Raw genomic sequence first — 13,083 nt, 5'->3', positions numbered from 1 at the left:
TGTGAGAAAAAAGTGGACTATAGTATGTATTATGTTCTTGGCACTGGTTATAATTGTAATAGGATGCCAAAAACGACAGTCCACAAAAGAAGAAGTATACAAAGATTTTCAAAAGCAGATTTCTGATATGAATTCTTACAGTTGTAAAGCTGAAGTAGAAGTAGTTGGAAATAAGAGCCCACACAATTATGTTTTAATTCATACTTATAAAAAAACTGATAACTATAAATTAGAAGTAATTTCCCCAAAACACTTAAAGGGGAAAAGTATAGAGTATCAAGGTGATAAAATATTAGTTAAAAATCCAAATATCAGTGATATAGTGGAATTGCCTAATACAGGAAAAAATAATCAATATCTTTTTATAGGAGACTTTATAAAAAATTATCTTCAAAACGAAGAGATGAAAATAAAGTTATCCAAAGGAAACTTGGTTTTAGAGACTTTTATTCCTGGGGATAATAAATATTTTAATAAGCAAGTATTATATGTAAATACTGACACAAAGAACCCTGAAAAGATGGAAGTATTAGATAATGAAGGAGTGCCAAGATTTACAGTAAAATACAGAGATTTTGAATACAGAAACTAAGGGGGACTAAAGAAATGCAAAAAATAACAGTGCCTACATGGGCAGAGATAAATCTAGATAACTTAAGATTTAACTTAAAAAATATTAAAAATTTATTAGAAGAAGATATTAAAGTTTGTGGAGTAATAAAAGCTGATGCATATGGACATGGTGCAGTAGAAGTTGCAAAATTATTACAAAAGGAAAAAGTAGATTATTTAGCAGTAGCAAGAACTGCTGAAGGAATTGAGCTTAGACAAAATGGTATAACACTTCCTATTTTGAACTTAGGATATACTCCAGATGAAGCTTTTGAAGATTCTATAAAAAATAAAATAACTATGACAGTTTATTCTTTAGAAACAGCACAAAAGATAAACGAAATTGCAAAATCTTTAGGAGAAAAAGCCTGTGTTCACATTAAAATAGACTCAGGAATGACTAGAATAGGTTTCCAACCTAATGAAGAGTCAGTACAGGATATAGTAAAATTAAATAAATTAGAATATATAAATTTAGAAGGTATGTTTACTCATTTTGCTACAGCTGATGAAGTAAGTAAAGAGTACACTTATAAACAAGCTAATAATTATAAATTTATGTCTGATAAGTTAGATGAAGCTGGTGTAGAAATAGCTATAAAGCATGTATCAAATAGTGCAGCTATTATGGATTGCCCTGATTTAAGATTAAATATGGTAAGAGCAGGAATAATATTATATGGTCATTATCCATCTGATGATGTATTTAAAGAAAGACTAGAACTAAAACCAGCCATGAAATTAAAATCAAAAATCGGACATATAAAACAAGTTGAACCAGGTGTAGGAATAAGTTATGGACTAAAATATACAACTACTAGTATGGAAACAATAGCTACAATTCCAATAGGATATGCGGATGGATTCACTAGAATTCAAAAGAATCCAAAAGTTCTTATTAAAGGAGAAGTATTTGATGTAGTTGGTAGAATTTGTATGGATCAAATAATGGTTAGAATTGACAAAGATATAGACATAAAAGTTGGAGATGAGGTTATACTATTTGGAGAAGGTGAAGTTACAGCTGAACGTATAGCCAAAGACTTAGGAACTATAAACTATGAAGTGTTATGCATGATATCAAGAAGAGTTGACCATGTTTATATGGAAAATAATGAGCTTGTACAAATAAACAGTTATTTGCTAAAATAAAACCATGATATTATAATCTGGGAGGCGATTTTGTGTACGATAAGAGTAAAGAAAAAATAGAAGTTACTTTACCAGACTCTCTGATTTCTGAAGTTGATAGTATTGTTCAGATGGAGAACAGTAACAGAGAAGATTTTGCAAAAGCTGCTTTTCAGTTCTATATAACTCAGAAAAAGAGAATTCATATTAAAGAATCTATGAAAACGGGTTATAGAGAAATGGGTCAAATTAATCTGTCATTAGCTGAACTAGGCATGACAGTTGACGAAGTATCTTCTGATGATAAAAATGAAGGGAAGATTGCCCAAGGTGAGTACTAATTGTGAAATAAAGCGTGGTGATTTATATTACGCTGATTTAAGTCCAGTTGTTGGTTCAGAACAGGGAGGAGTTAGGCCTGTTCTGATAATACAAAATGATGTAGGTAATAAATATAGTCCTACAGTTATAGTATCAGCTATAACATCTCAGATTAATAAAGCCAAATTACCTACTCATGTAGAGATAAGTTCCAATGAATATGGGCTTAATAAAGACTCAGTGATTCTTTTAGAACAAATCAGAACTATTGATAAAAAGAGACTGAGGGAAAAAATTGGTTGTCTAGATGAAAATATGATGATAAAAGTAGATGATGGGCTTCAAATAAGTTTAGGATTGTTTACTTTTTAAAGAGGGGTTTGTCTTTTGTTAGACAATCCCTTTTTTCTTTAAAAATATTTCATAGAGTTTAATTTTAGTGGCCTAAGCTAATAAAATCAAAAATAACGCAAAAAAATAGCATAAAAGTGATATAATAAGATGGAATTGATATAAAATTACAAACTCAAGGGAGGTAATTACATGAGAGACCATAAAGGATTAAATGAGATTGCGCGTATCATAAGAAGAGATATAGTCTCTATGATACATAGAGCCAAATCTGGACATCCAGGAGGGTCATTATCAGTAGTTGAAATACTTACTGCGTTATACTTTGATGAAATGAATGTGGATTCTTCAAAACCTAAAATGGAGGATAGAGATAGATTTGTATTATCAAAAGGACATGCTGCACCAGCATTATATGCAATATTGGCTGAAAAAGGTTATTTTGATAAGGAAGAATTAAATGGACTGAGGAAAATAGGAAGAATGTTACAAGGACATCCAGATATGAAAGGAACACCTGGCGTGGATATATCCACAGGTTCTTTAGGGCAAGGTTTTTCGGCTGCATGTGGGATGGCTATGGCATCAAAATTAGATAATGCACCATGGAATGTATACACTTTACTTGGTGATGGAGAAGTTCAAGAAGGTATAGTTTGGGAAGCTGCTATGAGTGCTGCACATTATAAGCTTGATAATTTAATTGCTTTTTTAGACAATAATGGACTTCAGATAGATGGAAACATAGAAAGTGTAATGAACCTAGGTTCAATCGTTGATAAATTTAAGGCTTTTGGATGGAATGTAATTGAAATAGATGGTCATGATTTTGACCAAATATTTGCTGCTCTTGATATAGCTAAATCAACAGTTAAAAAGCCTACAATGATAATTGCAAAGACTATAAAAGGTAAAGGAATATCTTTTATGGAAAATCAAGCAGGATGGCATGGGACAGCTCCAAATGATGCAGAACTAGAACAAGCCTTACTTGAATTAGGAGGTGCTGACAATGAATAAAATGGCAACAAGAGAAGCATATGGTAAAGCTTTAGTAAAATTAGGTCAAATAAATGACAATGTTGTAGTGTTAGATGCAGATTTATCAAAGTCTACAAAGACACATGATTTTTATGAAGCATTTCCAGATAGATTTTTTAATATGGGTATAGCCGAACAAAATCTAATAGGTGCTGCTTGCGGATTATCAACTGCTGGAAAAATACCTTTTGCTAGTACTTTTGCTATGTTCGCTACAGGGAGAGCCTTTGAGATTATAAGAAATTCAGTTTGTTATCCAAAGTTAAATGTAAAAATTTGTGCTACTCATGCAGGACTTACTGTTGGAGAAGATGGAGCATCTCATGAAAGTGTAGAGGATATTGCAATAATGAGAGCTATACCAAATATGACAGTTCTTGTTCCAGCTGATGGAGTAGAGACAGAAAAGATGATTTTTGAAATAGCTAAATACAATGGACCTGTTTATGTTAGATTAGGAAGAAGTTCAGTTCCAGTTTTATTTGATGAGGATTATCATTTTGAAATAGGAAAAGGTATAGTACTAAGAGATGGCAATGATGTCACAATTATAGCTTGTGGGATTATGGTGAATGATGCTATACTGGCACAAGAAAAATTGCAAGAAGAAGGCATTAGTGCCAGAGTCATAAATATGTCCACAATAAAACCTATAGATAAGGATTTAATATTAAAAGCAGCAAAAGAAACTAATGCTATTGTAACTGTAGAAGAACATAGTATAATTGGAGGTTTAGGTTCTGCTGTGAGTGAGACAGTTGGAGAATCTTATCCAACTATTGTAAAAAAAGTTGGGATTAAAGATTCATTTGGAGAATCTGGTGCTCCAAATGAATTGTTAAAAAAATATGAATTAACTTGTGATGATATAGTAAAAGCTGTAAAAGAAGCTATTCTTGCAAAAAGAATGTAAGAAATATAAATTATGCATGTTTGTTAATAATATAATATGTGTATAAGAGAGATATAAAGCATTATATGAATTTATATCTCTCTTTTTTATACACTATATCAATTTATCAAAAACCTAACCAAATATTCAAATTTTTACAAAAATAGAGAAAATATTCAAATATATATTGACTATTCAGAAAAATATGACTAATATATAGTTTATAGGGAAATTAATTTTATACATATAATAACTACTTAAACAAAAATAATTTAAAGAATTGTATGAAGGGAGGTATACTGTATAAAAAGTATATTATAAGTTTTAAGTTATTATACAAAAAGTTTTAAAACAGTTATCATGGATTTTATGTTAAAGGAAATTGTAAGTAGTTTATAGAAGTAATTAAGCAGATGAAAAAATTTCACGTGGGGAGGTAACTGAGATATGTCAGAAAAAGTAAATGTTAAAACAGTCATCAGTTTCGCAGGAGCTTATGTAGCAACAGTAATCGGTTCTGGATTTGCAACAGGACAAGAAATAATGCAATTCTTCACTTTTTATGGGTTTGCAGGTATTATTGGTGGGATAATTTCAATGGTATTATTCTCATGGATGGGTGCTTCAGTAATGTCAAAAGGTAAAGAACTTCAACTTAAAGAACCTATCAAAATTTATCGTGTTTATTGTGGTAAGTATTTAGGAATATTCTTTGAGTGGTTTGGACCTTTATTCTTATTTGGTGTTTTCGTAGTAATGATTTCAGGAGCGGGAGCAACTTTAACTGAATACTATGGATTAAATCCATTTGTAGGTAGAATAGGTATGGCAGTAGTAGCATTATTAACTGTTTCATTAGGTCTTGATAAATTATCAAAGATACTAGGTGGAATAGGACCTGTAATAATAATATTTACACTTTTAGTTGGAGCTATAAGTTTAAGCAGTAATATAGGTAATTTATCTCAAGCAGGAGAGATTCTTAAAACTGTAGAGGTATCTAGACCAGTTCCAAACGCATATCTATCTGGTGTAATATACACTACTTATAATACAATCGTTGTCATGGCGTTCTTAACAGGATTAGGAGCAAGTGCTGCTAATAAAAAAGAAGCTGTTTGCGGTGGTATACTAGGTGGGGTAGCACTTATGGCAGCAGCTATAATGATGAACTTAGCAATGCTTTCTGATGTAGGAAACTTATATTCAAAAGCAATACCTTCATTATTCTTAGCTGATAAGATTTCACCAGTAGTTGGAGTTTTATTCTCAGTAGTTCTTATATTAGGAATATATACAACAGCTGTACCTTTATTATGGTCAGTAACTAATAGATTTGTAGATGATAATCATCCTAAATTTAAATTAATAACAGTAATAACAGCTATATTAGGTCTTATAGGTGGATTCTTACCATTTGATAAGCTGGTTGGTATCTTATATCCATATACCGGATATATGGGCGTCATAATACTGGTTTGTGTTCTTTATAGACAGATTACAAAAACATCTGGCTATCAAGAAGGAGTTAATGGTAAATAAATAATTTAGAACTGTAAAATAGAGAGTTATATAAAAACAATTAAATTGTTTTTATATAACTCTTTTTTATTTTATAATTTATTTGTCATAAAATCCTTTTTTTATTATTTCATATTTAAGGGTAACTATAATAAACACTTTATTATTGATAATTTAAAGTCTAAGACAAAATTATAAATCATATATTTAAATAGATGGAAGGAGTGATAAAATTGGATGTAAAGTTTAATATTAAAGGTATAATTTATGGAGTTATAGCTCTTATATTTGTGATAGGAGGGTTTATATTCATACCAAGTATGTTTATAGAAAAAACTAAGCCAATAGATTATACAGTATTGCAAAGGAATTCAATACCAGAAAAGATACTAGATGTTATGGACAAATACACAAATGAAGAAAGGGCATTAGCAGCTAAAATTGATAATAAAATATACATCATAGTAACTAGGGGAAATAATAAATATGGTATTGAGATGGATAACATAGAAAGTGTAAGTGAAGAAGGAAAAGAAGTTTTGAGAGTTAAGATAAAGTATAAGGATAAGGAGGATTCTCTTCCATACATAGTGGTTGAAACAAATATAAGTGAACTTCCAGATAGAATAGAGTTAAATTCTACTAAATAAAAGCATATTTTGTGATTAAATAACTATTTATTTGTATAGTAAAATAAAGTCATGGTTTTTATTAATGTAAATAAATCATGTCGAGGCTTTATTGATGTAAAAGCCATGACTTAAAATATTCATTGAATAATATAAAAATTAAATATTAAACAGAGTGTTATATTAATAGTATTGAGAGTGTTAATTATTTGGTGTAAGAATTCTGGTTTCAGTAACTATATAGTTTAATTGTGCATCATGAGTTTCTTTTGGAATAGAATCAAATACCTGAAAGTCAAATGCTATTCCTATAGTTATTGCGTCTTTTCTTAAGTTCTCTAAAAATCTATCATAAAATCCTCCACCATATCCTAATCTATAGCAATGTATGTCATATGCAACAGCTGGAACAATTACAACATCTAAAGATTTAATATCAATTGTAGGTGATTTTTCGTTAGGTTCCCTTATTCCATATGCACCAATTTTTAGTCCATTATCTAAATCTGTTATTTGAGTAGGAATTAATGTATGATTTTCTTTTATTGTAATAGGGCTTGAGACTATTTTCTTTAGAGATAAAAGCTTTTTGATTAAATTATCTGTGTTAACTTCATTATTAAAATCTAGATAAAGCATTATATTAGTTGCGTTTTTTATATCCTCCATTTGAAGTAATTTTTCTGTTATCAAATTTGAATTATTTAGTACAAACTCAGCACTTTTATTTTTTCTATGTTCAATAACTTTTTTTCTAAATTCTTTTTTCATAAAATATTCCTCCTTTAATATGTTATAATGTGAACAGAATTTGTATTCTAATATAAATTTTAGTATAGTTTATTGTAATAAGGCAATATATTTGGGTAAATGTAATAAAAATAACAGCTAGTCATATAATATATAATAGTTTATGTAAAAGGAGATGTATCTTGTGATTTCAAAAAAGAAAGCTATTTTTTTAGGGGTGATTTTAGTAATTATAACAGCTATGGCCACATCAGCGTTTCAACTTACATTAGGGAACAAAGTTGTAGTATCAAAAGAACTCTATGAAGGCTATAAAAAATATGATAAGTTGTTAGGATTAGAATCTATTATAAAACAAGATTTTTATAAAAAAGTCTCTGATAAAGATTTAGTGGATGGAGCATCAAAGGGGTTATTTCTAGGAACAAATGACAAATATTCTGGTTATTACACTAAAGATGAAATGGAAAAGCTAATAGAAGATAGTGAGGGCTCTTATGTTGGTGTAGGAATGTATATAGGAGCATCAAAAGATGGAGGACTAGTAGTAGTTCCTATGAAAGATTCTCCAGCAGAAAAAGCAGGAGTAAAAGCAGGAGATAAATTAATAAAAGTCAACGGAAAATCTGTATCATATAAAAATTCGGATGAAGCTGTGAGTATGATGAAAGGTAAAAAAGGTAAAAAAGTAGAGCTAGTAGTATTGAGAGAAGATAAACAACTAAGCTTTGAGTTGAAAACAGAACAGATAGTTGAGAAAAGTATAGAAAGTAAAGTAATTGATAATGATTTAGGATATATAGAAATTACCCAATTTATATCAAGTACATATACTGATTTTGACAAAGCTTTAAAAGGATTGAAAGAAAAAAATATTAAGGGATTAGTAATAGACCTTAGAAACAATCCTGGAGGTATGTTGGATATATGTAAAGAAGTTGCTGATGAATTAATTGGTGAAGGAACTATAGTATATACTAAAGACAATAAAGGAAATACAGAATACTTAAAATCTGATAAAGAAAAATTGGGACTTCCAATAGTAGTTTTAACCAATGGAGAAAGTGCCTCTGCTGCTGAGATATTAACAGCTGCAATTGTTGATAATAAAGAAGGTATTTCTGTAGGGACTACGACTTATGGTAAAGGGCTGGTACAGTCAGTTGTAAGGTTGAAAGATGGAACAGGATATAAATTAACTACTGCTCAATACTTTACACCTAATGGAGATTATATCAATGAAAAAGGGATAAAACCTACAATTGAAGAAAAAGATGAGAAAAAACAATTGGATGTAGCAACTGAATGGCTTAGAGAGCAGATTAATAAATAGAATTTAAAGTTTGTAGATGTAATAGAAAATAAAAAAATTGTTATAAGTAAAAATATAGAGTGGATAAAACTAACTTTTGGTATTGTTTCAACATTTTACTATATAGTTTTATTGTTAAAAGTTTTAACTTAGCTTTTAAAATATGGGTAATTAAACATTTTAAAATACATGTAAAAATATTACTGGAAATTTAGCAGTCCAGTAATATTTTTTTGATTTAAGGAATATTAATATTAATAATTCTATTTTCTAATACTATACCTACTCTTATTTAAAAGTACTATCATTTCAGCACTATAGAAACTTATTTGTTTTATACTGATTATATGAATATTTAGGGTATTTTCTATTTTGAGCTACATTAATATTTTGTAAAAACACAAACATGTAAATTAAATTTTTTATCTAATGTATGTCTATACTATAAGAAGCTGTAAAAACTTTTCCTTTACCTAATTTGTTTATAAATTTCTTATCTGTGTAAATTTTATTAGAATGTATACTATCAGCAAGACCGTACCATGGTTCTATACATAAAAATGGAGCAGTAGAATTAGTTTCGCTATAATAAGGAGTCCAAATGCCAACTAGAGGAAAATTCTTCATAGATATAGTTAGGCATTCACTATCTTTATCATTATATATAGATACTTCGTCTATGTTAGTGTATATTAAAGCATCATTTTTAAATAATTCTGGATTTAATTGTAACCTTTTTAAGTCTCCAATAAATTTTGTATCATCAGTAAAGGACCCATTTAAATTAATTTTTTCCACATTATTTCTTCCTTTAAACTCAAGATAGTACTTAGAAAAGTCATCTTGTTCATAAAAAGGAAGATTAAATGCAGGATGTCCTCCTATAGAAAAGAATATATCTTTAGAGTCAGTATTTTTTACAATCCATTCTATATTTATGCTATCATCATTTAATGTATAATTTATAAGTAGCTCAAAATAGTAGGGATATTTTTTTAGAGTAGATTCATTGGATGTTAAACTATAAGATATGAATGCATCTCCTTTATTTGCAATTTCAAAATCCATATCTCTAGCAAATCCATGTTGAGTCATATTATATAAATTTTCTTCTATTATGGTTTCATTATCAAGAAGTTTACCAACTATAGGGAATAATATAGGTGATTGTCTACCCCAATGTTTTTTATTACCATCCCAAAGAATATTTCTGTTATGTTTTTTAGAAAATATCCTAGTAAGTTCAGCACCAGAGCTACTTGATTCAATAATTAAGTTTTCATTTTGTAATATATTCATTTAAAATCTCCTTTATTATACTTTATTAGTATATTATACTATAAAGTATAACAAGTATTAAATCGTATTTGATATTATATTTGAAAGGTAGATTTTAGTATATTTTGAAAATTTTGTTTTGAAAATTTGGGATTATTTAAGAAATTTTGTATTATAAATAGAAGGAAATAGATAAATTGTATAGAATTAAATATATTAAGATAAGTTAATAATGTTAAATGGGAAGTGAGTTTATGGAAAAACCAAATACAAAAGTTGTTAACTTTCAAGAGTATAAAGACAGAAAAAAACAAAGAGAAGTAAACCGAGACGAACTTTTAAAGCTTATTAAAAAAATTGTGACTTCAAAATAGGGAGTTGTTAAACTCCCTATTTTAATGGGTTCCCAAAGAATTAAGACATTCTAAGTCCATCTATATAATCTTTAAATTGTGAAAAATCTGATTCACTACTTAACTCTACAGTTTCTGTACCTTCCGTATAAAAATTCTTAAGATAGATAGTATAATTATTATCAACACAATTATGATAAATACATCTATATCCATCTTCATATAAATTTTTTAATTTAGAAAAATCATCCACAATATCAACTCCTTAAAGTTCTTTTAATTATATTTTTACAAAAAGTATGTGATTGTATGCAAATTAGAAATGTAAAATAAAGGAAATTAAGATAAAATGTAGAATAATCTTTATATGTATGTAAAAATAAAAAGAAAAAGTTGAAATTTTTAGAAAATAAGAGTATTTTTTATCTAAAAAGATAATTAAAAAAAATAATATTGGGAGGATAGAAAATGAGTTTATTAGAAAGTATATCAAGGAATATATATTCTCTAGATAAGTCTTCTATTGAAAAAGCAAAACAGAGGTTGGACAGGCTTATACATCCAACTGGAAGCTTAGGAAAGATAGAAGATATTTGCATGCAATTAGCAGGGATATTTGGTAATGAAAATTTTGATACAACTAAAAAAGTTATAATTGCTTTTGCTGGAGATCATGGAGTATATGAAGAAGGAGTTGCGCCTGACCCTCAGGACATAACAAAGTTACAATTTCCAAATTTCTCAAAAGGGCTATGTGGCGTTGGAGTAATAAGTAAATTTGTAGGAGCAGATGTTGTAGCTGTAGATGTAGGAATAAATTGTGATGAAAAACTAGATGGAGTATTAGATTATAAGATAAGAAAAGGTACTTCAAATATGGCAAAGGGACCAGCCATGAGCAAACAAGAGGCTATAAGATGCTTAGAAATAGGAATTGAAATAGCAGAGCAATGTATAGAAAGAGATTATAAAGTAATTGGTATTGGAGAGATGGGGATAGCAAATACTACTCCAAGTACTGCAATAATATCTGTAATTTCAGGATGTGACCCATCAGAAGTGACAGGTATAGGTGCAGGTCTTAAAAAAGAAAGATTAAAACATAAAGCTGATGTAATTAGAAAAGCTATTGAAATTAACAATCCAAATCCAACTGATGGTGTAGATATTTTATCTAAAGTAGGTGGATTTGAAATAGGTTCAATGGCAGGTGTTATATTAGGATGTAGTGCTAATAGAATTCCAGTTGTTATAGATGGATTTATTTCTTATGCTGCTGCTTTAATTGCTTATAAAATAAATCCAAAAACTAGAGAATATATGATAGCATCACATTTATCAGCAGAATCAGGAACTAAAAGAGCATTAGATATATTGAAATTAGACCCTATACTAAATATGGATATGAGATTAGGTGAAGGAAGTGGAGCTGCTTTGGCATTTAATATAGTGGAAGCTTCAAATTATACTTACAAAAATATGGCGACTTTTGATGAGATAGATATGGGTCGATAAAAAATTTAATATATTTAGGAGTGTTTTGATGAGTCAAATTATTCTGGTAACAGGAGGAGCTAGGTCAGGAAAGAGTAATTTTGCAGAAAAATTATGTTTAGATAGGAATAATAACACAGCTTACATAGCGACATCTATTCCATTTGATGATGAGATGAAAGATAGAGTAAGGAAGCATCAAGAGAGTAGACCTAAAAGTTGGAAGACATATGAAATATATGAAGACATATATTCTATAATTAAAAATATATATGAAGAACATGAAACTGTTATACTAGACTGTGTAACACTATTAGTAAATAATTTAATGTTTTCACATAATTTAAACATAGAAGAATCTACTCAAGAAGAAATAAATAAATTGGAAGAATACATAAAAGAACAAATTAGTAAACTTATTAAAGAAATAGAAAAAACAAATCTATATTTTGTATTTGTGACAAATGAATTAGGTATGGGAATTGTTCCTGGAAATAAACTTAGTAGAATATATACTGATATTGTAGGTCGTATAAATCAATATATAGCATCAAAAAGCAATGAAGTTTATTTTGTAGTTAGTGGCATACCTATGAAAATAAAGGAGTAGTATGTGACTATGAAAAGATTTATTTTGATACTACAGTTTTTGACAAGAATACCTATAAAATTAGATGTAGGGTTTGATGATGAATTTTACAAATCTATAGTATATTTTCCGCTTGTAGGTCTTGTTATTGGTATATTAACTTACTTAATAGGATGGGTTTCTATACTTTTGTTTCAGCCATTTATATGTGCAATTATAATAACACTTGCTGGTGTTTTGATTACTGGAGGGCTTCATATAGATGGATTAGGGGATACATTTGATGCAATATACAGTTATAGAGATAAAGAGAAAATGCTTGAAATAATGAAAGATTCTCGATTAGGTACAAATTCGCTTTTAGCAATTATGTTTGTACTTTTATTAAAGATTGGATTTGTATATAGTATTATAAGTAATAATTCACTATGGGTTATAATATTCATGCCAATGATTGCAAGGTTAGGAGTAATGTTATTGACATATAAAACAGTAACACCAAGAGCAAAAGGAATGGGGAATTTATTTATAGGAAAATTGACTACAAGTATGTTAATAACAGCTATAATATACACATTATTGATAGTTAGTATTATTGCTAAATTAATATTTTTAGTGCCTAATATAGTATTGATTAAAGTATTATGTTCAGCTATAGTAGTTTTTATATTTATAATATTGTTTAAAAATCATATTTACAAAAAAATTGATGGAGTAACAGGAGATATATTGGGTTGTGGAATAGAACTTTCAGAACTTGTATATTTGATTTATATATATTTGTTAATTTTTATGTTTATTTAAAACTA

At 28.6% G+C, this 13,083-nt stretch carries 15 protein-coding genes; 12 read left to right on the top strand and 3 right to left on the bottom strand.

Annotation, left to right across the window (positions count from 1 at the left end):
• Nucleotide 1 precedes the first annotated feature (1 nt).
• The 8 genes from gerS to KGF45_RS15445 all read left to right on the top strand — a co-directional run bounded on the left by gerS (nt 2) and on the right by KGF45_RS15445 (nt 6,519).
• Nucleotides 2–592: a germination lipoprotein GerS gene (gene gerS, locus KGF45_RS15480; RefSeq protein ID WP_227829072.1), complete on the top strand. Its 591-nt coding sequence runs from the start codon at nt 2–4 to the stop codon at nt 590–592.
• Between the two features lie 14 nt (nt 593–606).
• Nucleotides 607–1,764: an alanine racemase gene (gene alr, locus KGF45_RS15475; RefSeq protein ID WP_227842864.1), complete on the top strand. Its 1,158-nt coding sequence runs from the start codon at nt 607–609 to the stop codon at nt 1,762–1,764.
• A gap of 32 nt (nt 1,765–1,796) precedes the next feature.
• Nucleotides 1,797–2,084, top strand: coding sequence for an antitoxin (locus tag KGF45_RS15470; RefSeq protein WP_227436214.1), 288 nt, complete (start codon nt 1,797–1,799; stop codon nt 2,082–2,084).
• The gene (locus tag KGF45_RS15465; RefSeq protein WP_003421356.1) at nt 2,053–2,436 is read left to right on the top strand and encodes a type II toxin-antitoxin system PemK/MazF family toxin; all 384 of its coding nucleotides are present in this window, start codon (nt 2,053–2,055) and stop codon (nt 2,434–2,436) included. The genes KGF45_RS15470 and KGF45_RS15465 overlap by 32 nt, the downstream gene beginning before the upstream one ends.
• 171 nt (nt 2,437–2,607) lie before the next feature.
• Complete coding sequence (locus tag KGF45_RS15460) at nt 2,608–3,435, top strand: transketolase (RefSeq protein WP_227842863.1); 828 nt, start codon at nt 2,608–2,610, stop codon at nt 3,433–3,435.
• A complete protein-coding gene (locus KGF45_RS15455) occupies nt 3,428–4,369 on the top strand; it encodes a transketolase family protein (RefSeq protein WP_227829069.1) in 942 nt (313 codons plus the stop codon). The genes KGF45_RS15460 and KGF45_RS15455 overlap by 8 nt, the downstream gene beginning before the upstream one ends.
• Nucleotides 4,370–4,795: 426 nt before the next feature.
• Nucleotides 4,796–5,890: a hypothetical protein gene (locus KGF45_RS15450; RefSeq protein ID WP_227829068.1), complete on the top strand. Its 1,095-nt coding sequence runs from the start codon at nt 4,796–4,798 to the stop codon at nt 5,888–5,890.
• Nucleotides 5,891–6,102: 212 nt separating this feature from the next.
• A complete protein-coding gene (locus KGF45_RS15445; protein WP_255611832.1) occupies nt 6,103–6,519 on the top strand; it encodes a hypothetical protein in 417 nt (138 codons plus the stop codon).
• A gap of 180 nt (nt 6,520–6,699) precedes the next feature.
• Here KGF45_RS15445 and KGF45_RS15440 read toward each other — a convergent pair whose 3' ends face one another.
• Nucleotides 6,700–7,269 carry a 5-formyltetrahydrofolate cyclo-ligase gene (locus tag KGF45_RS15440; protein WP_227829066.1) on the bottom strand — a complete coding sequence of 190 codons (570 nt, stop codon included), beginning with the start codon at nt 7,267–7,269 and terminating at the stop codon, nt 6,700–6,702.
• 154 nt (nt 7,270–7,423) lie between these two features.
• On the opposite strand from KGF45_RS15440, the gene KGF45_RS15435 reads away from it, so the two are divergent.
• Nucleotides 7,424–8,581 (top strand): S41 family peptidase, encoded by a 1,158-nt coding sequence (locus KGF45_RS15435; protein ID WP_227841457.1) that lies wholly within the window; start codon nt 7,424–7,426, stop codon nt 8,579–8,581.
• A 405-nt stretch (nt 8,582–8,986) separates the two neighbouring features.
• Here KGF45_RS15435 and KGF45_RS15430 read toward each other — a convergent pair whose 3' ends face one another.
• Entirely contained in the window at nt 8,987–9,859 is an 873-nt protein-coding gene (locus KGF45_RS15430) for an aldose 1-epimerase family protein (RefSeq protein ID WP_227829064.1), read from the bottom strand.
• A 393-nt stretch (nt 9,860–10,252) separates the two neighbouring features.
• Nucleotides 10,253–10,444, bottom strand: coding sequence for a hypothetical protein (locus KGF45_RS15425; RefSeq protein ID WP_227436177.1), 192 nt, complete (start codon nt 10,442–10,444; stop codon nt 10,253–10,255).
• A gap of 215 nt (nt 10,445–10,659) precedes the next feature.
• Here KGF45_RS15425 and cobT point away from each other — a divergent pair, with 215 nt between their 5' ends.
• Genes cobT through cobS form a run of 3 tightly spaced genes read left to right on the top strand, consistent with a single transcriptional unit; the run spans nt 10,660 to nt 13,078 of the window.
• Nucleotides 10,660–11,706 (top strand): nicotinate-nucleotide--dimethylbenzimidazole phosphoribosyltransferase, encoded by a 1,047-nt coding sequence (gene cobT / locus KGF45_RS15420; RefSeq protein ID WP_227436176.1) that lies wholly within the window; start codon nt 10,660–10,662, stop codon nt 11,704–11,706.
• 28 nt (nt 11,707–11,734) lie between these two features.
• On the top strand, nt 11,735–12,295 hold the full coding sequence (gene cobU / locus KGF45_RS15415) for a bifunctional adenosylcobinamide kinase/adenosylcobinamide-phosphate guanylyltransferase (protein WP_227829063.1): 561 nt from the start codon (nt 11,735–11,737) through the stop codon (nt 12,293–12,295).
• Nucleotides 12,296–12,304: 9 nt separating this feature from the next.
• The gene (gene cobS / locus KGF45_RS15410) at nt 12,305–13,078 is read left to right on the top strand and encodes an adenosylcobinamide-GDP ribazoletransferase (protein ID WP_227829062.1); all 774 of its coding nucleotides are present in this window, start codon (nt 12,305–12,307) and stop codon (nt 13,076–13,078) included.
• Nucleotides 13,079–13,083 lie beyond the last annotated feature (5 nt).

It is taken from the genome of Clostridioides sp. ZZV14-6154 (assembly GCF_020657785.1).
In the GTDB taxonomy this organism is placed as follows: Bacteria; Bacillota; Clostridia; order Peptostreptococcales; family Peptostreptococcaceae; genus Clostridioides.
Note: the sequence above shows the minus strand (reverse complement) of the source record. Positions and strands in the feature narration are given on the sequence as shown.

Coding starts and splice junctions, on each gene's coding strand:
- alr (WP_227842864.1), top strand. CDS start 607: ATGCAAAAAATAACAGTGCCTACATGGGCAGAGATAAATCTAGATAAC.
- KGF45_RS15465 (WP_003421356.1), top strand. CDS start 2,053: ATGAAGGGAAGATTGCCCAAGGTGAGTACTAATTGTGAAATAAAGCGT.
- KGF45_RS15460 (WP_227842863.1), top strand. CDS start 2,608: ATGAGAGACCATAAAGGATTAAATGAGATTGCGCGTATCATAAGAAGA.
- KGF45_RS15455 (WP_227829069.1), top strand. CDS start 3,428: ATGAATAAAATGGCAACAAGAGAAGCATATGGTAAAGCTTTAGTAAAA.
- KGF45_RS15450 (WP_227829068.1), top strand. CDS start 4,796: ATGTCAGAAAAAGTAAATGTTAAAACAGTCATCAGTTTCGCAGGAGCT.
- KGF45_RS15440 (WP_227829066.1), bottom strand. CDS start 7,269: ATGAAAAAAGAATTTAGAAAAAAAGTTATTGAACATAGAAAAAATAAA.
- KGF45_RS15435 (WP_227841457.1), top strand. CDS start 7,424: ATGTATCTTGTGATTTCAAAAAAGAAAGCTATTTTTTTAGGGGTGATT.
- KGF45_RS15430 (WP_227829064.1), bottom strand. CDS start 9,859: ATGAATATATTACAAAATGAAAACTTAATTATTGAATCAAGTAGCTCT.
- cobT (WP_227436176.1), top strand. CDS start 10,660: ATGAGTTTATTAGAAAGTATATCAAGGAATATATATTCTCTAGATAAG.
- cobU (WP_227829063.1), top strand. CDS start 11,735: ATGAGTCAAATTATTCTGGTAACAGGAGGAGCTAGGTCAGGAAAGAGT.
- cobS (WP_227829062.1), top strand. CDS start 12,305: ATGAAAAGATTTATTTTGATACTACAGTTTTTGACAAGAATACCTATA.